Origin of the sequence: Pseudomonas sp. FP2338 (assembly GCF_030687515.1) — a bacterium.
Classification (GTDB): Bacteria; Pseudomonadota; Gammaproteobacteria; order Pseudomonadales; family Pseudomonadaceae; genus Aquipseudomonas; species Aquipseudomonas salomonii.
The window spans coordinates 3,416,214-3,436,799 of record NZ_CP117436.1; the positions used below are offsets into that span (position 1 = coordinate 3,416,214).

The 20,586-nt window shown below is 57.8% G+C and carries 13 protein-coding genes; 1 reads left to right on the top strand and 12 read right to left on the bottom strand.

The genetic code is table 11. The features are described from left to right. Window position 1: 1 nt before the first annotated feature. The 12 genes from PSH96_RS15460 to PSH96_RS15505 form a co-directional block, all read right to left on the bottom strand. Window positions 2-484, bottom strand: a complete 483-nt coding sequence (locus PSH96_RS15460) for an RDD family protein (protein ID WP_305453729.1) — start codon at window positions 482-484, stop codon at window positions 2-4. A 75-nt stretch (window positions 485-559) separates the two neighbouring features. After that, window positions 560-952 (bottom strand): DUF2846 domain-containing protein, encoded by a 393-nt coding sequence (locus tag PSH96_RS15465; protein ID WP_305460082.1) that lies wholly within the window; start codon window positions 950-952, stop codon window positions 560-562. A gap of 453 nt (window positions 953-1,405) precedes the next feature. After that, window positions 1,406-1,804 carry a hypothetical protein gene (locus PSH96_RS15470; protein ID WP_305453730.1) on the bottom strand — a complete coding sequence of 133 codons (399 nt, stop codon included), beginning with the start codon at window positions 1,802-1,804 and terminating at the stop codon, window positions 1,406-1,408. A gap of 428 nt (window positions 1,805-2,232) precedes the next feature. Continuing rightward, window positions 2,233-2,508, bottom strand: coding sequence for a hypothetical protein (locus PSH96_RS15475; protein WP_305453731.1), 276 nt, complete (start codon window positions 2,506-2,508; stop codon window positions 2,233-2,235). 30 nt (window positions 2,509-2,538) lie between these two features. Further along, complete coding sequence (locus PSH96_RS29615; RefSeq protein WP_370694368.1) at window positions 2,539-2,613, bottom strand: polymorphic toxin type 50 domain-containing protein; 75 nt, start codon at window positions 2,611-2,613, stop codon at window positions 2,539-2,541. After that, window positions 2,586-2,852 carry a DUF6883 domain-containing protein gene (locus PSH96_RS29620; protein WP_370694299.1) on the bottom strand — a complete coding sequence of 89 codons (267 nt, stop codon included), beginning with the start codon at window positions 2,850-2,852 and terminating at the stop codon, window positions 2,586-2,588. The genes PSH96_RS29615 and PSH96_RS29620 overlap by 28 nt, the downstream gene beginning before the upstream one ends. Window positions 2,853-2,858: 6 nt before the next feature. Further along, a complete protein-coding gene (locus PSH96_RS15480; protein ID WP_305453732.1) occupies window positions 2,859-3,134 on the bottom strand; it encodes a hypothetical protein in 276 nt (91 codons plus the stop codon). A gap of 943 nt (window positions 3,135-4,077) precedes the next feature. Further along, complete coding sequence (locus PSH96_RS15485; protein ID WP_305453733.1) at window positions 4,078-4,434, bottom strand: hypothetical protein; 357 nt, start codon at window positions 4,432-4,434, stop codon at window positions 4,078-4,080. Then, entirely contained in the window at window positions 4,431-15,083 is a 10,653-nt protein-coding gene (locus PSH96_RS15490; RefSeq protein ID WP_305453734.1) for a filamentous hemagglutinin N-terminal domain-containing protein, read from the bottom strand. The genes PSH96_RS15485 and PSH96_RS15490 overlap by 4 nt, the downstream gene beginning before the upstream one ends. Window positions 15,084-15,113: 30 nt before the next feature. Further along, window positions 15,114-16,826, bottom strand: coding sequence for a ShlB/FhaC/HecB family hemolysin secretion/activation protein (locus tag PSH96_RS15495; protein ID WP_305453735.1), 1,713 nt, complete (start codon window positions 16,824-16,826; stop codon window positions 15,114-15,116). A 279-nt stretch (window positions 16,827-17,105) separates the two neighbouring features. Next, complete coding sequence (locus tag PSH96_RS15500; RefSeq protein WP_305453736.1) at window positions 17,106-18,290, bottom strand: DUF2252 family protein; 1,185 nt, start codon at window positions 18,288-18,290, stop codon at window positions 17,106-17,108. Between the two features lie 74 nt (window positions 18,291-18,364). Beyond that, window positions 18,365-19,243 carry a LysR family transcriptional regulator gene (locus PSH96_RS15505; RefSeq protein ID WP_305453737.1) on the bottom strand — a complete coding sequence of 293 codons (879 nt, stop codon included), beginning with the start codon at window positions 19,241-19,243 and terminating at the stop codon, window positions 18,365-18,367. A gap of 131 nt (window positions 19,244-19,374) precedes the next feature. Between PSH96_RS15505 and ampC the strand changes: the two genes are divergently transcribed. After that, the gene (gene ampC / locus PSH96_RS15510; RefSeq protein ID WP_305453738.1) at window positions 19,375-20,517 is read left to right on the top strand and encodes a class C beta-lactamase; all 1,143 of its coding nucleotides are present in this window, start codon (window positions 19,375-19,377) and stop codon (window positions 20,515-20,517) included. Window positions 20,518-20,586: the final 69 nt, after the last annotated feature.

Below are 20,586 nucleotides of genomic sequence, written 5' to 3' on the forward strand. Positions count from 1 at the left end.
TTCAGTCCTTGCCGGGCTTCCCGTCGTCATAGATGTCGGCAAGACTCCGTACCTTAGTCAAGTTGCCGGTTTGAATCACGATGGTCTTGGCGAACATATCGCCTAGGCGGGTTCTGGACTCAAGAAAAATCCACACCCAGTCGATGATCACCAGCACCCCGGCATTGCGGGTGAACGACTGAGAAATGCAGCAGCCCTTACGGGTTTTACGGTCGACGACCGCGATGCTCAGCAAGCGCTTGCCCAGGCTCTGGCCATTGGGCAGCGCGTCTGCGAGCAAGAGGTAGGCAAAACCTGCGAAAAACGCCGCAAGGAACCCGCCCTTGGCCGTCACGGCGGGGACAAACGTCGACAGCACCTCCGCGCCGAACTTGACGATGAAAAAGATCAGCACCGCGATGCCAGAGTCGATGATTCGGGCCAGCACGCGACGGCCGATGCTGGCCAGAATGGTCGGCCGTTTAGCGGGGGTAACTGCGTCCATACGGTGTCACTCCTACTTATGTAAACAGCAACAACGGCCAAGCTCAACGCCCGGCCGCCTCAAGCGCTTTTTAACTCACTTGCTTTCTTTTGCCACGGTACCCAACGACGCATCCTTGACCAGATAACGGCCTTCCACATCGCTCAGCACTTTGAGGCTGTTGCGCGCCACGGCGAAGCCCATTTCGACTTCCTGCTTGAGGTAAACCACCTCACCGGCCTTGACGTTGATCGGCATGTCAGCCCAGTTTTCAGCTTTGGAACTGATCACGTGCTGGCCCGGCGACACGAAGAAATAAATGTACTGGTTACCACGGTTGTAACCCATCTCCGAGTCGGCTTCCTTGTCATCCAGGAACACGTTGAACCGCACCATCATCCCCACGTTGCTTGGGCGCACGACATACACCAGGCCTTTATCGGCGACGGCGGCCTTGGGCAACGAGTAGTTCGCCACGTCAGCCTGCATCTTCTCCACTGACGGCGTCGAGGAGCAGCCAAACAGCGTGGCCAGGGACAATACAACAGCAGCTTTGCAGAACAGCTTGATCATGTACTTCTTCCTTGTGGTGTGACGGTAGAGCGGGTTGAGAGCGCCGGCGATTGGTCAGCGCAGGTTCTTTGATGCGTTTAATCATCGCCAGGGTATCGGCCGTGGGGATGAAGACGTGAAGCGTTGTGCGTGGGCCAGCACTTTGATGCCTTGCGGGGGTTTGGGCGCGGCGCTTGTAGTTCGGCCCGTCGCCCATATGGCGATCAGGTTTGGCGACCTGACAAAAAAATGGGGTCAGACCACGTTTAGTGATCCGTCAGAAGAACAGTAGTCTGACCCCATTTTTCGCTCTGCACGCTGCTGGCTTGGGATCCCTCAGGGTCTGACCCCATTTCTCGTTTAGCTCGCTATAAAATTGAGGAGGCTTATTCAACTCAATAGTTCTAGGCTAACATCACCTGTCAGAAAAAAAGTCTCAAACGCCTCTTTTACAACGGAGAAGTCCAAGCAGACCAGCTCACCACTCCAAATATCACCTAAAATCTCATATTTACTATTTTTTAACTCTGGGTTCAAATAAGAACGCACAATATAATCCACTCCATCATCTTCACCCAGGAATAAAACATACTTACCCTCATCCGAAAAAACTTGCAGGAGCTGTGGACCTATATCTGAGCCACCAGCAATACTTAACGTTAGAGAGCCTTTCCCCTCCTTAATTTTCTTGAGATAGCAGTCAATATCCTGCCAATCCGGGAGTTTTTTATTCCCCCCATGAGCCTCATCACCGACGCCAAGCACCCACGACAACGAATAATTTTTCATCAATCTAGCTCTTTAATACAACGCATGCCGGGCCTCCAATACAGAGTTTTACCTGTAGCAACCTCATTGATCTCAAGAGACTTTAAGCCAGCTTTTTCCGCAGCTGCTGCAATATCCCCTCTGCAATAACCGCAAACAGCTTGCCCCTCAACTTTAAGAGTCATAGCAGCCCTTCGGTTTTCCCAGCATTATAAGCTTGCTGTATGACTCCAATTTCGGCATGTGCAGTTGCCATATTCGCATTTGGTCAAGGTTTACCAGATGAATCTATTTTTGTATTTACTCGATCAGCTATTAGTGTCGGCTGATCAATTTTGGCTTGAGAGCCAGGCCTCGCCGTCTGGTTAACATCAGTGAACGCCTGACCATCAATCTTACCTTCTGCCGTTACTTTCGGAGCAGTAGCTTTTGTACCAGCCTAGCTACTCTTAAACTTCACGCCGCTTAAATACCCAAACTCCCTGATCAAGTATGGGCTCCGAGGCATCTAGCCGCAAGCACTTCACTATAACCGTCCAGTCATCCTCGTAATCAGCAATCACCTCAGTTTCAACACAGGAGGCAGACTCAAAATCATCATCATCGATTTCTCCGTCAAAATAGAATCTAATATTCAGAATCAGTCCCGATACTGAAAATATAACAGCACGAAGCTTCCCTGAAACCTTACCTAACAATGCCCTTTGAATATTCAGACGGGCCATCACGATCACATCATCAAGAGAACACATTATTCACGGCCTCGCTGGCACAATGTGGATACCATCCTTAGAGTAGTGAATTATTCCATTCGCCGTAGGTGTTGCCACGCCAGAAAAATAGGGGTCAGACCACGTTTAGTGCTCTTAACATAAAGAGTCGTCATATTAGGTGTGGACGAGCCTGGATCAAATATCCAGCCAGTACGAACAGTTGCCGTATTACCATTTGGCCCGGTCATTGGCATATCTATGGTTATTCTCTGACCAAATTTGTCAGCAGCACCTAACTTCGCAGGATATAGCTGCGTGGAAAAATAGGGGTTAGAAGAATAGTGGTCTGACCGCATTTTTCTCTACAAGTAATCTAGCCAATCACCGAATTTAATATTCTGTCTATTCTTAAGGAAATCCTCGTACCGAGCTTTATGCTTTTCAACATCAACCTCGATATCTACAGAAATAGAACCACGCCCTCTCTCCTCTACAGATAAAGCTGTTGGCTTAATCTTCATCGGCGAAAGCTCCATCAAGACCCCTGAAACCTTAGACTTATAAAATATAAAGCTCTTCCCTCCGCCCAAGGGAAGGATTTCATCCATCACAGAAAACATTATTTCAGGATTAGACATTTCAATATTTCACCATCTTCATAACTTTCTGAATAGTTTTCTGGTATAAGGAAAAGCTTATAATCAATAATAACCAACCAGCCCTCTAATTCAACAATATCGCCAACATTCATTATCACTTTCCTATCACAATGGCGTTAACGCCTGTTGAAATTGCGCCATCCAGCAACCCCTGCTGAACACCTCTTGGTCCGACATACGGATCTCGCGTCATATAGTAACTTACGCCATCAACAGACTTAACACTGTCAACAATAATGAAGTGCTTTCCTTGACCAGCGGGAACCTGAAAGAAAAATAGGGGTCAGACCACGTTTAGTGCTCCGTCAGAAGAATAGTAGTCTGACTCCATTTTTCGCTTCGGGCTAAATAAATCTTCTGGCAGCCCGGAGTTACTACTCAACGATGCTGGCGGCTTGTAATGCCCAGAACTATAAAAATAGGGATCAGACCACGTTTAGTGCTCCGTCAGAAGAATAGTGGTCTGACCCCATTTTTCCCCATTGCGTGATGGCTGCGATCTCATGGGTGTGATTGGACGAAGATTGATTTCGCAAGACTTATAAATAAATTCGGGCGGCGCAGAGCCGCCCGATCTGGCTAAACTCAGAGCCCAAGATGTAAAAAATAAAAGCCAATTTATTAAAGAACTAGATTTTAATATCTCAAACGAAAAAATACGTATAACTCCAAAAAGTACACTACACCTAAATAAACTCGCCTACCTTAGACACAAACACCCTATGAAAATCAAATAAATCTGTGCCCTTTTCCAGGCGAAGCTGCACAGATTTTGCGGGCCGAGGACACTTGGAAATATTGGAGCGGGCTCTGCGTGATGAGCTAAGCCATCAAGCGCAGAGTTTAGGGTAAATTTGTGGGGATCCCTCAGGGTCTGACCCCATTTTTTTGCGACTAAATAAACCCACCCCATTTCCGCCTGCTACTCATCATCCCAAAATTTTCCTGGCTGCGCATAGATGCCATCATTTAATACACTGCACCATCCAAAAAGCCTATAAAACATTTCAAGATCCAAAATTTGATAAACGTCAGTTTGTATTTTCTTTAATGTTACTCGACTGTGCGCATAGTGCGAATACTGCCCTCCCACGCCGGAAATTGCTCTTAATTCGAGTTCTGAACGGTCCCATTCCGAAACGACTCCTGTCACCTCAGGAAGCGGATCTAAAAAACATATTTCAAATTCTTTTGATATTTTACACACACACGGAATTAGTCTCTGGGCAAGCAGGCTTTCGGCAACCATCGTCCGAGGAAAAACAATATTTAATTTCATTTCAAAGCTTCCTTTGGGACAACAACATAACCGGAAAAATTCTTTTCAAAAGTAGTTACCGGACTAAAATACTGCTTTCCATGGGGGTCTCGTATCGCAACAACATCGATACCATTCCTCCGAGTAACGCCATCTACCACCACAAAATGGGAAAAGTTGGTGCCATTAGTTTTATCTACCACCTGAACAACGACAGGTGTTCCATTTGAGGTATATCTCGACAAGTCAGCAACATTACGGCCAGCATAGGCGGCAGCATTAATACCCTCGGATTTCATTAAGCTTGCAACATCGTTAGGAAAAATACCGTCTTTTCCGGGTGGAAGTTTCTCTATCAAATTGCCTATGTCAACCTTTTTCCCCATGGTATCCAAAACCATTCCACAGGAGTTATGCCCGCAGGTGGGTACAGGCCCCTGATTCACGACCAAACGCTCACCGTTTCGCGATATCGAATCGCCAAGAAGTGGGTTTTTAGGACCTGCTCCCGATGGTAAATTCTTCGCTAGCCCTTCCACCAAGTCCGCCGACTCGGCCACTTTCCCTTCAAGGTATAGCTTTTTCGCTTTACCCAAAATTTTCTGAGCTGCATCTCCAAGCCCGGGAATCAACCCAACGCTTGCCATCGCATAATCGAACGGATCCTGCGCCTCATAGAATCCCTTTGCGTCACCGTAGATGGGGATAAAGTCTGAACCGAACTCAGCAAGTTCCTTTGCCAGCCGCGCCGTTTGTGCCGCAGCAAATGGGTTGTTTATTTCCTTGATACTGCGAAGCTCAGCCTCAATCGAATAAGCAGCAAGTTCCTTGTTTTGGGCAGTTTCCTTAGCCTGCTCTTTGGCTTCAGGACCAAACCTGGCGGCCACAAGGCTCCGCGCGGCTTCTTCCGCTTTTTGTCGTAAACCGCGGCAGGTACTGCTGGCGCCGTTCGCAGTACAAGCGGTTTTCAGTTCCAGATCACGAAGTTTATCCAGATTGTCCAAGGCGTCAGCGCGACCGCAGGCGGCCTTATCCCCTCCCTGACAGTCTTTCTTAGCCTCGCGGCGCTCTTGGTTTTCCTCATGATTGAGGTAGTTGTACTGTGTTGCATTACCCGCCACCCATGCCCCAGTCTGCAGGCTTTTCGCATCAGCACCATCTAGTACCGAAGCCGCAAGCACACCAATCAACTGCGAATTCATGACCAGCAAACCTTTCCTCTGGTCATCGGGCATATCGGCGTAGTTCTTGGCGAGGCTATCTACCAATGCTTCAGTTACGCCAGCTGCCAGCGCGCCTGTGCGGAAGTCGCCTCCAGAAGCCTCTGCTGCCAACCCGCCCATCAAGGCATGCAACCCAATCTTGGTAATGCCACCCTCTGTAAACCGGCCTTTGGACACATCCCCGACCAGGTTAAATCCATAAGCCGCAAATGCATTGGCCAAGCTATTTTGCAACGCCTCCCCAAGACGGGCTTCCCCTCCGAGCGCGCGATCCACCAAGACTGATGTTCCGTTTTGCAGTGCTTGGTTGGCCGTGAACTGCCCCACACCTTGCCAAGTGCTCAACGGACTTGTGGTAGCTACCGCGCCAGTGTTGGGTAGTGCGGTGGAAGTACCGGTCTGGGTGCTGGTCCACTTGTCATAAACACCAGCAGTCAAGCCAGCAGTGACACCGGATACCACATAGCCCCTCATCGCATCGCTCGAAGTCACATCCTTCAAGACAGCGCCCAGGTTGCCACGGTTATTGATGGTGCTGATTGCACCGTTACTCGCCATGCCGCCGAGAACGACGCTGCCCGCAGCATTGGCCCAGCCCGCAGCAGAGGTAGCGGTGGCAGCAGCCGTCGCCCCTGCCATCGACGTCCCCGTCCCTGCAGCAGCAATTGCACCGCTGGCGGCACCCATCGTGAAGTACGTCACGATGATTGCAATGATGATTTGCGCGCCGGCGCCTAAGCCTGAATTGCTATATTTGAAACTGTCATGCAGCTCTTTAACCTGGCGCCAATCCACATCTCCGCGCTTCTCGGCCTCTTTCAGCCAAGCCAACTGCGGGTCGGCTTTAACCATCGCATCAATCGTCTGGCTAACCGTATTCTGATCGATCTGCTTGATATCAATCTTCAAGCCATCGACGGCTTTAATCACGACGTTGCCTTCCGCAACTATCTGCGTCTGGCGTAGAGTCTCGTCGGTGTTGCCCTTGCCCTTGGAGCTAGTCCAGGCGAGGTCACCCTTGCTCTTGGTGTGGCTCTCGTCGTGCAAATCCTTCACCGCCTCAAACGTCACCGCCCCACCACTGACAATCGCAATATCCCCGCCACTGTCGAGCTTCGCCGCTTGATACTTCTGGTCCCCGCCGCTCTGCAACGTCAGGTCGCCACCGGTCTTGATCTCACTCCCCACATTCGTCACCTGGGTGACTTCATCACGCTGGGTTTTCTTGCTGCCCCAACCGCCCTTTTTGCTCATGTCGTACAACGAATAGTTGCTGTCTTGCGCGGCCAGCAGGCTCAGTTCGTTGTCGGCGTGTACGTAGGCTTCGTTGCCGGCGCTGATTTTGCTGGCGACCAGGGTCAGGTCGGTGCCGGCGATGGCGATGAGGTCGCCGCCGGCTTTGAGTTCGGCGCTTTGTTGGGTGACGGTGTCGAGTTGGGTGGTGGTTTTGGTGCCGCCTTTTTTGCCTTTTGAGTAGTCGTGTTGTTCGTTGGCGGCGGCGGCCAGGGTCAGGTTTTCGCCGGCTTTGACGCTGAGGTCTTTGGCGGCGCTGACGGTGCTGGCGACCACGGCGATGTCGCGGCGGGCGTCGATGGCGAGGTTGCCGCCCACGTCCACGTTCGAGCCGTATTGCAGGGTGGTTTGCTCGGTGCCTTTGACGCGGCGGCGTTGGTAGGCGTAGTCGTCCTGTTCGGTCTGGCTGGCGATCACCACGTCGCGCCCGGCGGTCACGCTGGCGTTGCCACCGGCCTTGAGGTCGCTGCCGACGTTGAGCACATCGCGCCCGGCGTTGAGCTTGAGGGTGTCGGTGGCTTCGAAGCGCGAGGCGTCGCTGGCCACGTCGTTGCGCAGTTGGTAGTCCTCGCCTTCTTGCTTGAAGGTAGTGACGGTGCGCTCGTTGAGGATGTCGCCGGTCACGGCGGTGGCGCTGATGTCGCGGGCGTTGATGATGCCGCCACGGGTGTTGCGGATCGAGTCGGTGGCGAGCATTTCCAGGCGGTTGCCGGCTTGCATCAGGCCGCTGTTGTCGATGTTGCCGGCGACCATGCTGAGGTTGTTGGTGGCGCGCAGGGTGCCGCTGTTGTGCAGGTCACCGCCGGTGATCAGGCTTACGTCCTGGCCCTGGATCAGTGCGCCGTTGGGCGCCAGGCGGTTGTTGGCCTGGGCCAGGTAGAGCACTGGGGTCAGGACTTTTTGGCCGTTGACCTCGGCTTCTTCCATCCACACGATGTCGTGGGTCAGCGCGGCGACTTGCTCGGCGGTCAGCGACACGCCAAGTTGCAGCTTGAGCGAGTCCTTGTAGCTGATGGCGTTGTCCATCAGGTAACGGAACAGTGCGTCGTCACTGGCGATGCCATCGATGTAGCGCTGGCCGGTGCGGGCCACCACGGCTTCGCGGATCAGGCGTTGCTCATACAGACCATCGCCCAGGCGTTTCCAGGCGGTATCAGGGTTGTAGCCCAATTTGCCCAGCAGGTAATCGGAGCTCATGAACTGCTTGAGGTCAGTGAGCGCCGGGTTGGTTTCGATCAGGTATTTGTGGCTGTTGTCGACTGCGGCGATTTGCGGCAACCCTTGTACGCGGGTTACCGACGGTGCGCGGCTGTCCAGGTTCAGCGGGCCTTGGCCGGTGACCGCGCCGCTGAGTGGCTGGCCATCGACGCTGAAACCACGCTCTTGCACGGCGCTGTAGTCCAGCGGTTTTTCGCGGTCTTTGCCGGCGATTTGGCGGCCGCCGACACTGAAATCGCCATTGCCTGTGGAGGCGCTGGCGGCGCTGTCCGCCTTGGCCTGTTGGCCGCTCAAACGGAACAGACCGTTCTGGCCGGTGGGCAGGCTGAAGCCGGGCAAGGTGGCCGGGTTGACCTGGCGCTGAGCCAGGTCTGGCGGCAGTTGCGCGGTAATCGCCGGTTTCACCGTGGAGGCGAACACGTCGGAGTTGGTGTCGTGGTTTTGCGCCGGGGCCTTGATGTCGGTGGCGTTGGGGCGAATCACGCTGTTGTCGATTTTTTGCGTGGCGTTGACCGTCACCGAGCCAGCCGCCTGAATCACCGCCTGGGCAATGACGCTGCCGGCGGTCGGCACTACGTAAGTGCTGGTTTCGTAAAAGTTACCAATACCGGCCATGATCTTGGCCAGGGTCATCTCACCTGGGCGGTAGTCGCCGGAGTTGGGGTTGTTATAGACGTTGAACTGGTTCTGGCGCTCCATGAAGGTGTTGTAGAAGCTGCGGTCACGGGTATAAAAGCCCGAATTCAGGTGCACTTCTTCACCGCCGGCCGCGCCACGGTTGGTCAGCACGTCAGTGTTGATCAGGATGTTCCTGGCGGCAGACACCGAGCTGTAGAGGTTATCGAAGGTCTGGCTGCCGACGGTCAGGTCGCCACCGGCGTTGATGAACGCCGAGGTCGAGCTGCCGACCAGCACGTCTTCGTATTTCTCTACGGAGGTGAAGTACAGCTCGCAGCCTTTGCCTTTGCAGAAGTCGTTGGAATAGATATTGAGGTTGCCCGAAACCAGTTTCTTTTGCGTGCTGAACTGGTCGCGGCGGTTGCTCAGGGTGTCGGCCAGCAGGCGCATGTTGCCGGCGCTTTCCAGGCTGCCGGAGACGTTTTCGATCAGGCTGCTGCGCGCGCCCGCATCGTCGCGGGCAATGTCCAGGCCGCCGAGGCTGTAGACGTCGCCGTAGTTGTTGCGCACATCGTTGGCGCGCAAGGTCATGTCGTTGCCGCTGAACAGCAGGCCCCTGTCGTTGAGCAGGTGGGTGGCGTTGAGGCGGACTTTTTCCGCGCCGCCCAAGGTGCCGTAGTTGTTCAGGGTGGTGGCGTTTACCGTGAGGTCGCCGAGGGCGGTCAGGCGCCCGTGGTTGGTCAGGGTGCTGCTGTTGACCTGGGTGACCGCGCCGCCGGCAATGCGGGCGTTTTCGCCCAAGTCCATGCTGGCGCTGGTGAGGGTCATGGCGCCGAGGCTGCTGACCCGGCCGTTGCCGCTGTAGCCGCCGCTGAGCGTGAGGTTGAGGCTGCCGTCACTCGCCAGCAGGCCGTCGTTGGTCCAGGTGTCGCCCGTGCCGGTCAGGCTTTGTGCGCCCAACAACTGGCCGCTGGCGGTCTGAGTGAACTGGCCGATGTCGAGGTTCAAGCGCCCGGCCTGGATCACGCTGCTGTTGGTCCAACTCGCTGCCTTGATGTCCAACTGGCCGTTGGTGACAAAGCTGCCGCCAGCGCGGGTGACTTGATCAGACGTCAGGTCGAATTTGCCGCTGCCGGTGTGCACGATACGGCCACCGTTGTTGTCGAGGTTGCCGGCTTGCAGGTTGAGATTTTCGTTGGCACTTTCCAGCGCGCCGAAGCGGTTATCGAACAGGCCCGACACGTTGATATCGGTGTTGCCCACGCGGCCCATGGCGCGCAGGTTGCCACCGGCGTTGTTGAGGGTTTGTGCGGCAAGGCGCAGGGTGTCGTCGCTTTCGATCAGGCCAAAGCGGTTGCTCAAGGTGCCGGTGAGGCCGAAGTCGATGCTGCGGGCGCCGACCTTGCCGCCGTTGTTGGCTGCCGTGCCCTGGTTATCGAAGTCTGCGGCCGTCACCTTGAGCAAGGTGTTGGCATACACGCCGCCGCCCTGGTTGTTCAGGCTGCTGGTGACAATGCGGTTTTCACCGCCCAGGGCCGACAGGTGCCCCAGTTGGTTGAGCACACCGCCCTTGGCGTCGATATCCAGCGATTGCGCCTGGGTGATGCCGCCGCTGTTGTCGAACAGGCCGCTGACCAGTTTGATCCAGCCTTTGCCGCTGTTGAGAATGCCGCCGCTGGTGTTGGCCACATTGGCCGCGTTCAGGTCCAGGTTGCCGCTGAGGCTATCGACCCGGCCGCCCTGGTTGTTGAGGGCGCCGCTCAGACGCAGCAGGTTGTCGGTCTGGCTTTGTAAGGTGCCCTGCTGGTTGTCGAGGGTGCGTGCGGCAAGCTCAAGCTTGCCCTTCTGGCTGTAGATCAGGCCGTCTTGCTGGTTGTTGACGTCACCGGCCAGCAGTTTGATCAGCAGGTCTTGCTGGCTGGCGAGGGTGCCTTTGCCGCTGTTGTTCAAATCGCCGTTGGCGAGGGTCAGGTCAAGCCGGTTTTGGCTGACCAGTTGGCCGCCACGGTTGTCGAGGCTGGCGGCGTTGAGCAGCAACGCGCCGCCACTGGCCAGGCTCGCATTGTTGGCGTTGATCAGTGCACCGCTGAGGGTGCCTTGCAGGCTGCCCTGGCTGATCAGTTGGCCGCCGCTGTTGTCCAGGCTCTGGCCGATCAGGTTGATGTTGGCCGCGCTGATCTGGCCGCCACGGTTGAGGATCTGGCTTTGGGCGTGGTTGAAGCCCAGCAACTGGCTGGAGGAAATCAAGCCGTTGTTGCTGTTGTCCAGGCGCCCGGCAATGCTGAGGCCCACATCGCCCTGACTGGAGATGATGCCTTGGGCGTTGTTGAGGCTCGCCGCGCTGAGGGTTTGCAGGCCCTGGCTCACCAGGGCGCCCGCCGCGTGGTTATCGAGGGCGCCGCTGAGGTTGGCGTGCAGGCTGCCGTTTTTGCTCGACAGCGTGCCTTCGGCGCTGTTGTCGAGGCTGCCGCCGGCCACGGTCAAACCGTTCCAGCCGGAGATCAGGCCTTTGTTGGCGTTGATCAGGGTGTTCGCCTCGACGCGCAGTTGATCGGTGCTGAGGATGACCCCGCGATCACTGTTGTCGATACGCTGGGCGGCCACGCTGAACCCGATGTTGCTGGAAATTTCGCCTTGTTCGCGGTTGGTGAGGTTGGCCAGGCGCGCAAAGCTCAGCGGCCCTTTGGCGCTGATCAGGCCGGCGCTGTTGTCGAGGTCGCCGCCTTGCAGGTCGAGCGCCACGGCGCGTTCGCCAATCAGGCGGCCCTGGCGCTGGATCAGCTGTTGCACCACCAGTTGCAGGTTGCCCTTGGCCGAGAGTTCACCGCCAAGGCTTGAATCCACACGCTGCGCCGCCAGGCTGAGGTCGCCCTGGCTGTTGATCAGGCCCGCCGTGTTGTCGAGGTTGGCGACGTTCAGGCTCAAGGCCTGCTGGCTGCCGATCACGCCGTTGCGGTTGCTGACATCGGCCGCCGTCAGTGTGAGGCTGCCATCGCTGACCAGTTGCCCGCCCTGGCTGTTATCCAGCGCGCCGGTGCTGAGGGTTTGGCGAGTGCCGGCCGAGAGCCGGCCTTTGTCGCTGTTGTTCAATGCGCCCGCCGTTGCATCCAGCGTGGTCGCCGCGCTGATCAGGCCCTGATTACGGTTGTCCAGGGCGCCATTGACCTTGAGGTCCACAGCGCCACGGCTGGCAATCGCGCCACCGGCCTGGTTGTCAAGGCTGCCCGCCGCCACCTGCAAGAGGTTCTTGGCCGACACCACGCCTTCGACACTGTTATCCAGTGCTTGGGCGATGCGCACCTGCAAGCTGTCGCCACTGATGACTTTGCCGCCACGGTTGTTCAGCGTGTCGGCCACCACCGCAAAGGATTGCGTGCTGGAAAGCTCGCCGCCCTGGCTGTTGTCGACGCTGCCGAGGTTGCGCAGCAGTAATTGGCCGGGCGTGGCAATCAGGCCGTGGTCACGGTTGATCAGTTGCCCGTGGTTCAGGTCCAGGTCGATGCTGGTAGTGCTGACCAGTTCGCCGTGGTCATGCTGGTCCAGCCCGGTGAGGTTTGCCTGCAGAGCGGACTTGGCGAAGATCGAGCCTTGCTGGCTGTTGTCCAGTTGCCCGGTTTTAAGCAGGATCCCGGCATCACTGCTGATACTGCCGCGCTGGCTGTTGTTAAGGCTCGCACTGCGCAGGTCAAGCTGTTGTTTGGCGCTGATGACACCGGCCTGGCTGTTGTTCAGCGTGCCGGCATTGAGGGTTAACGCGCCGTCACTGAGTAACACGCCCTGCCCTTGGTTAAGCAGATCGCCGCTCAGGTTGATGTTAACGCCCGTTTGGCTGATCACGCGGCCGCCGAGGCTGTTGTCCAGTTGCCCGCCGTTCAATTCCAGGCCTTGGCGCGCCGCCAACAGGCCTTTGTTCTGGTTGAGCAGGCGTTGCACGGTGAGCACCAGGCCGCCGTCACCAATGACCTTGCCGCCACTGTTGGTGAGTTGATCGGCACCCAGCCGCACGCGAGCCTGGCTGGAGATTTCACCTTGCTGGTTGAGAATGCTCGGGCTGTACAGGTCGACGCCACGGGTGGCAGCGATGAGGCCGCCGTTGCGGTTATCCAGGGCGGTGCCGGTGAAGCTCAGCACGCCTTCGCTGACTAATTCGCCGGCTTGTTGGTTGAGCACGCCGACGGTTGCCAGCAGGTCACCCTTGGCGCTGATCCGGCCGGCGCCGTTTTCGATTTGACTGGCGCTGAGGATCAGGCCACCGTCGCTGCTCAGTCGGCCACCAGTGCTGTTGTTGAGGCTGGCGAGTTCGACGCGGGTATTGGCCTTGCTGCTGATCACGCCCTGCTGGCTGTTGTCGACACTCCCGCCGGTGAGGGTCATTGCCCCGTCGGCAATCACCAGGCCGCCCTGGTTGGCCAGTGTATCGCCGTGCAGTACCAGGGTGTTTTTACTCGATACCAGCCCGGCCTGGGCGTTGTTGAGTTGGCCGACACTGACCTGTTGGGCGCCCTGGCTGACCAGGTTGCCTTGATTGTGGTTATCGAACAGCCCGGCGATGTTCGCGGTCAGGTTGCCCTGGCTGGCGACGGTGCCTTGGCCGCTGTTGTCCAGGCTGGCGGCCTGCAGGGTCAGCAGGCTGGTGGCCGAGAAGATCCCCAGGCGGTTGTCGATCGCGCCGCTGGCGAGCACATTGAGGTGGGCGCCCAGCAGTTTGCCGGCGCGGTTATCCAGGGTCGTGGCGGTAACGCTGGTTTGGTTGGCGGAGATTTCGCCTGCCTGGTTGCTCAGTAGGCCGGCGGTTACGTGGGCCTGTTGCTGGCTGGCCAGCAAGCCGTTGTCATTGCCCACTTGCCCGGCAACGAGCGTCAGGGAATTGAGGCCGATCACGCGGCCGTTCTGGTTTTGCAGGGTGGCCGCCGTGACGTCGGTGCTGTTGTCGCTGTGCAACACACCACCGGCGCGGTTATCCAGGCCCGTGGCATTAACCTTCAGCGATGCCGTGCCCAGCACGCGACCGCCACGGTTATCCACTTGGCCAGCGTTGACCACTGCATTCGCGCCGCTCAAGGACGCGTTCTGGTTGTCGAGGTTGTGTGCAGCTGTCACCGTCAAGGTGCGGCTGGCAACCACGCTTTGGGTATTTTTAAGGCTGGCGGCAGACAGGCTGACATCGCCGTTGGCATTGCGCGCTTCATCGGCGTTGACGCCCGCCTCGATGATCCCGTTGTTGGTGACCTGGCCATTGCTGGCCACGGTGATGCTGTCGCGGGCAGCGAGGCTCTTCTGGTTGACCAGCGCCTGGGCGCTGGTGACCTGCACGTTGTTACCGGCGTAAACCTTGTCGGTGAGATCGACGCTCTGCGCGGTGACGTTGATGTTGCCGGTGGACGCTGTTTGCGCCAGGCTCAAATGGCCGTTGGCATCCAGCTGAATATCGCCGCCACTGGCTGCCAGTGTGCCGTCGAGCTTCACGCCCACACCGGCTTCGGTGCCCACCAGTTTGATCGCACCGGCGTACATGCCGCCCAATGCCGACGAGTCGATCGCCAATTCCGGTTTGGCGCTGCCGTCATCGGCACGTGCCGTCGCATTCAAGGTCTGGGCGTTAACGTCGTTACGACCGGCAACCACAGTCAAGTTGCGCGCGTTGATCTGCGCATTAATCTTGGCTGAGCGGGTGATGATTTCGAAGCGGTCCACGTTGCTGGCGTTCAAGCCCTGACCGTCGATGGTCACGGCGCCGCCATCGACCTGGTAACGGTCCAGGCGGCCGTTGTCGAGCACCGGTTTGCCGGTGGTCAGGGTCACATTCGGCGTATTGATGAACCCGCAGCCGCTGCAGGTGATGCCATAAGGGTTGGCAACAATAACCTTGGCCGATTGCCCCGCCACTTCGGTGTAGCCCCGCAACTGGCTGGGGCTGCCGCCGTTGACTTCGTTGAGGATGATATTGGCCGAGCGGCCCTGCAGGTTGGGGTTGCCGAGGATGATCCCGCCCAACTGGGTCGACTGCGTGATGGCGGTGGCATTGTTGAGGATCAGCCCGTTGGCGCCGACGTTGTAGTCCTTGAACTGGTTGTGGGACAAACCACTGCCGTTGGGCGCGGCGATGTTCACCACCGGCACGCCATTGCCGGCCTGGCCGACGCTGGTGCCCGGTGCGCTGACCACAATGCCTTCGGCCTGAGCCAACAATGGCTGCCAGAACAGCGCATTGGCCAAAATCAGGGCCAGGCCACGTTTGGGCAGGCCCAGGAACGCGTCACGGCTTTTCAGGGCAGCCGAAGGCTGGCGAACAAGGAAGGCAAACTGGCGAACATCCATTTCAAATTCTCGATGCAACGGGGCGTTGAATTAGAGGAAAAAATCCATGCGGAAGTAGATCGGCGCTTCGCGCTCAAGCAGCGTGGCCGGTCGTTCCAGCGAGTGGGCAAAGGTCACGCTGGTGCTCACGTATTGGCCACGGGCAAACAGCTCCAGCGAGTTGCTTGAGACCCGGCCGTGTACTTCGCCGTTGTAGCGTGCATTGCGAATCACGCCCTGGTCATAACCGACACTGGCGCCGTATTCACCAAATACCGGGCGCAGCCACTCCAGCGTCACCGGGCGGCTCCAGCGCAGGTCGTTGCGCCAGTAGCCGCCGCTGTCGCCGTTGAGTTGCTGGTCCTTGTAACCGCGTACCGACGAGGAACCGCCAAGGCTCATGCGCTGCGGGCTGAACAGCACGTCTTCACTGCGTTGGCCGGTGGCCAGGCTGGTGAAACTGAAGGACTCGCCCCACAGCCTGAACGGTTGCAGGTAGCTGACGGTGGCGGTGTATTTGCGGTAGCGCGCATCCGGCACGCCCGGGCCGGGGTTGTGATTGCCCTGGGCGTCGAACGCGCCGGTGCCGTTCTGCATGCCGACGTCGAGGTTGACGAAGGCGCTGCCAATCCGGCGCCCGTGGTTGATGCCCAGCTGCAACTCACTGAGGCGGTTGCTGCTCTCTTTGAGGTGGCTGTCGTTGATGTAGTTGTTGGTGCGCAGGTGCGCCAGGCCAACGTTCACCGAGGTTTTGCTCAAGGCGTCGCGATGGATCACCCGTTCGGCGCGCAGCTGGTGGTTCTGGCTGTCGCCGGTTTGCTTGAAGTCAAAGCCATCGCCCTGGTCCACCGAGCGGTAATCGCTCTGGTTGTAGCTGTAGCTGAAGTTCCACCAGCCCCACGGCACGTTGTAGTAGAGCATGGCGTTTTTAGAGGTTTTTTGATGGTCGCTGATCGCGTCGTGGCCGCCGCGCAGCACCAGTTGATCGGCCAGGCCGAGCGGGCTGTCCCACTCAAAGCCGGTGCCCCACTGCTGCTCGCCGGTGCTGCGCTGCCCATCGTTATTGCGCGACAGGCTGGCACGCCAGGGTTTTTGCGGGTTGTTCTTGACCAGCACCGTACTGCCGCCCACCACAGTGCCGGGCGCCAGTTCCATTTGTGCCTGGTTGGACGGCAAACGATTAAGCTGATCGATGGCCTGCTCGACTTCTCGCAGGTTGAGCAAGTCGCCGCTATGGCCGGGAAAAGCCATGGCCAACTCGCGCTCGGACAGCTTGCTGTTGTCGGCGCCTTTAACCCCTTCGAGCTTGCCTTCCACCACCAATACTTGCAGACGACCGCTGGACAGGTCTTGTTGCGGCAAGTAGGCGCGACTGGTGACCAGACCTTTGTCGATGTAATAGTCGGTCACGCGCTTGAGCAATTCATTCAGCTGGGAAACGCCCAGGCACTGATTGACATAGGGCTTGGTCAGGCGCTCGCGCTCATCGGCAGACAGGTTGTCGGCGCCCTTGAGTTCGATGTGCTGGATGGGGAAGCAACGGGTATCGACGGGGGTGGCGGGCGCCGTCGGTTTCAGCTCTTTGCCGGGCAGGTCCTTGAGTTCTTCAAGGCGCCGCTGCTGTTCTTCCAGCAGGCGGTTTTGCCGGTCGCGAATCAGGTCCTGGTCACCTGGATTAGTCGCGGCGAAGGCGCTGTTGTGGGCGCTGAAGCACAACACTGTCAGGCACAGTAATGGCCGAATCCATGGCGTGGACAAGTGCATATTCGATCCGTCGGTAATTGAAGGCGGGAAGCTATCATCGAAATTTGAATATGCCAACATTCCGGCAAATCATAAAACCATCACAAAATAACAACTAACTTATTGATATATATGCGAATAAAGTCGATGTGCGTGCCTCTTACACTTCACCTTTCCGACAAGCGGCAATAGAGATTCACTTGACACTTTCAAGATAGCGACTAATCAACTAAGAAGATTCCTAAGTAATAGCGGAATTTTCTTAACCCAATAAATAGCCGCACCGATGATGCCCCGCTTCTAGTGTTCCAACGCATACCGCCGACAATGGTTGAGATACCCCTGCTCGTGGCTGCCCACCAACTGCACCACACTGGTCCATAACCACGACGGCGCATCCAGTTGTCTGGAGCGGTTTTCCTGCAACACTGCCATCCACTCCTTGCGCGTATCGCGGTCCATCTGCCGCGCATGGGCGATGCCGACCACGCGGGCCAGGTAACCGGCGGCGTGCATGGCATCGATCTCGCTCAATTCGTCCAGTTCCAGCTTCATGTCCTGGGGCAGCAGTTCCCGGATGAAGAAACCGTGATCGAGAAAACGCGTGGCCAGCATGCGCTCGCCCAGGCCCGGTGACAGCTGGCGGGCGCCTTCCACCACGCGCCGGCCATTGTCGCGTGGCATTTTCGCGCGTGCCGCCCGGGGCGCGGCGGCGCCGACGGCTTCCTTGATGTCGATCAGGCAATATTCCTGGTCGTCCTTGTCGCCCACACCCAGCAAGGCCGCATAACGCAGCAAGCCGAGGGAACTGCAGCCCTTGACCCAATAGGCCGAGTCGAGCAATTGCACCTTGGCGTCTTTGGGTCGGCCTTTGAGCGAGGTCACCAACTGATGGATTTCATCCGAGGCGCAGACGCTCTCCAGCGCGCTCTTTTCCGCCCGCGACAATGACCAGAAGTGCTTGCCCAGCGCAATGGTTGGCCGCGCACTTTCAATGCGTTCACGCGCCAGGTTTTTCCAGGTGCGCTCCACCGCGCTGCGCATGCCGGCCTTGACCTGGGAGGGACGCGGCGGCACTTCATCGGGTTTGTCTTTGAAGGCTTGTTCGTAACCCACCATCATTTCTTCCAGCATGCGCGCGGTGGTCACGCCCGGCAGGTCCGAGCCGCGTGCGGCGGTGGCCAATGACAGCGCCAGGCGCACCAGGTCATGGGCCGGGTTGCCGATCACGGTTTGGTCGAGGTCGCGGATATGCATGTCGATACGGCCTTTGGTATCACCCGTCGGGCCGAGGTTGCCCGCGTGGCAATCGCCGCAGATCCAGATCGCCGGGCCATGGGGCAAGCGGCGACCGGGCTGGCTGTGCAACCACTCGTAAAACTGCACCGTGCTGCCGCGCACATAAGCATGGGCCGAGCGCGCCATCTTGAGGTTGCGCAGTTGGATAAGGTGGGGCATGCGGGCAGAGGGGCGCGGAATTTTCATGGAAGCACTCGGTACGGGGTACGGTAGAGGCTGGCCCGTTACAAATGTTTCATTTTGTTTCAAGAATAAAAACTTCAAGCCTGGGCGGTGTGCGCTTTCAACCAGCCTTTGAACGCGGCCATGGCCGAGGTTTCGGCTCGCGATTGCAAACGCGTCAGCCAATAACTGCCGGTGCTGATGCCTACGGTGAACGGCTGGCGAATTACATCACTCTCCAGTTGCCGCGAGAACATCATTGCCGGTGCCAAGGCCACGCCGATGCCCTGCTGCGCGGCCTCCATCATCGCCAGCGACGAGTCGAATACGATGCTGCGCGGCACCGGCGTGTCGGCCGGCAGTCCGGCGGCCTGGAACCACAGGTTCCATTCATCGGCGCGGTAAGAGCGCAATAACGTGTGTTTTAGCACGTCGTCCGGCGTGTGCAATTGCTCGGCAATCTGCGGCACGCACAGCACGGTCAACGGCGCTTCGAGCAGTTGGCAGGCCTCGGTACCATGCCAGGCACCGGCGCCGAAGCGGATCGCGTAGTCGAGGCCTTCAGCGGCGACGTCGACACGGTTGTTGTGGGTCGACAGCCGCAGATCGATAAACGGGTAGCGGCTTTGAAAATCCGGCAGGCGCGGCAGCAACCAACCGACGGCAAAGGTGCCCACCGCTCCGACTGTGAGCACTTCACGGTAATGGCCGCCTTCGAACTGGCCTAAAGTCAGCGCAATACGGTCGAACGATTCGCGTACGACCGGCAGCAGGGTTTCGCCTTCGCGGGTCAGCATCAGGCCGCGTGGCAGGCGCTTGAACAAGGTGACATTCAGTTGCGCCTCCAGGCTTTTGACCTGATGACTGACCGCGGCCTGGGTCACGCACAGCTCGATGGCGGCGCGGGTGAAGCTCAAATGCCGGGCGGAAGCCTCGAATGCCCGCAACGCATTCAGCGGTAAATGGGAGCGCAGCATGCTTGACCCTAAATTAACTAATGGCTGATGCGAGATATCATCGTTTGCCCGCCGAACAAAATCCACCTAGATTTACCCCGCCTGCGCAGGCCTTGATCGTCAGCACATTCTTTACATGGAAGCGAACCCGCATGAATCACAGCTTACAAAAAATTCTGTTCAGCGCCCTGTTAATTAGCTCCGGCAGCTGCATGGCCGCCACTGACCTGCGCACGGTAGTCGATGCCAGCGTAAAACCGCTGATGCAACAGCAAGGGATTCCCGGCCTGTCGATCGCCGTGGTCAACCAAGGCAAGGTCCAATACTTTAACTACGGTGTAGCATCCAAGGAAACCAAACAAGCGGTGAACCAGGACACCCTGTTTGAAATCGGATCGATCAGCAAAACCTTCACCGCCACCCTCGGCGGCTACGCCCAGGCCACCGGCAAACTCAAGCTCTCGGACACCGCCAGCCAGCACCTGCCCGCCCTGGCCGGCGGCGTGTTCGACCACATCAGCCTGCTGCAACTGGCGACCTACACCGCCGGCGGCTTGCCGCTGCAGTTTCCAGATGCGGCCGACACTGCCCAAGCCATGCTCGGCTACTTCCAGCACTGGAAACCGACTTACGCGCCGGGCGAACAACGCCTGTATTCGAACCCCAGCATTGGCATGTTCGGCTACCTGGCGGCGCAAAGCCTGGGGCAGCCGTTCGACGCGGCCATGGAGAACACCCTGCTGCCCAAGCTGGGCCTGAGCAATACCCATGTGCGCGTGCCCACGGGTAAATCCGAGCACTATGCCCAAGGCTACGATAAGGACCAGAAGCCGGTCCGTGTCACCCTCGGCGCACTCGACAGCGAAGCCTACGGCATCAAATCCAGCACCCAGGACCTCGCCCGTTACGTGATCGCCAACCTGCACCCCGAGACCCTGGAAAAACCGCTGCAACAAGCGATCGCGACCACTCACGCGGGTTACTACACCGTCAATGGCATGACCCAGGGCCTGGGCTGGGAGCGCTACCCCTACCCGATCAAGCTGCAGGCCTTACTGGATGGCAACTCCACCGAGATGACGATGCAACCGCACAAGGTCAATTGGCTGACCCCGGCACAGCCACAACCGGCCAACGTGCTGTACAACAAAACCGGCTCTACCGGCGGTTTTGGTGGGTATGTGACGTATGTGCCGAGCAAGGACATGGGGGTGGTGATTCTGGCTAACCGCAATTACCCGAATGCCGAACGGGTGAAGTTGGCTTATGCGATCTTGAGCGCGATGGATAACTGAGACCTGACAAAAACCAAATGTGGGAGCTGGCTTGCCTGCGATGACGGTATATCAGTCACCGAATTGGCT

Coding starts and splice junctions, on each gene's coding strand:
- PSH96_RS15460 (WP_305453729.1), bottom strand. CDS start 484: ATGGACGCAGTTACCCCCGCTAAACGGCCGACCATTCTGGCCAGCATC.
- PSH96_RS15465 (WP_305460082.1), bottom strand. CDS start 952: ATGCAGGCTGACGTGGCGAACTACTCGTTGCCCAAGGCCGCCGTCGCC.
- PSH96_RS15470 (WP_305453730.1), bottom strand. CDS start 1,804: ATGAAAAATTATTCGTTGTCGTGGGTGCTTGGCGTCGGTGATGAGGCT.
- PSH96_RS15475 (WP_305453731.1), bottom strand. CDS start 2,508: ATGGCCCGTCTGAATATTCAAAGGGCATTGTTAGGTAAGGTTTCAGGG.
- PSH96_RS29620 (WP_370694299.1), bottom strand. CDS start 2,852: ATGCGGTCAGACCACTATTCTTCTAACCCCTATTTTTCCACGCAGCTA.
- PSH96_RS15480 (WP_305453732.1), bottom strand. CDS start 3,134: ATGTCTAATCCTGAAATAATGTTTTCTGTGATGGATGAAATCCTTCCC.
- PSH96_RS15485 (WP_305453733.1), bottom strand. CDS start 4,434: ATGAAATTAAATATTGTTTTTCCTCGGACGATGGTTGCCGAAAGCCTG.
- PSH96_RS15490 (WP_305453734.1), bottom strand. CDS start 15,083: ATGGATGTTCGCCAGTTTGCCTTCCTTGTTCGCCAGCCTTCGGCTGCC.
- PSH96_RS15495 (WP_305453735.1), bottom strand. CDS start 16,826: ATGCACTTGTCCACGCCATGGATTCGGCCATTACTGTGCCTGACAGTG.
- PSH96_RS15500 (WP_305453736.1), bottom strand. CDS start 18,290: ATGAAAATTCCGCGCCCCTCTGCCCGCATGCCCCACCTTATCCAACTG.
- PSH96_RS15505 (WP_305453737.1), bottom strand. CDS start 19,243: ATGCTGCGCTCCCATTTACCGCTGAATGCGTTGCGGGCATTCGAGGCT.
- ampC (WP_305453738.1), top strand. CDS start 19,375: ATGAATCACAGCTTACAAAAAATTCTGTTCAGCGCCCTGTTAATTAGC.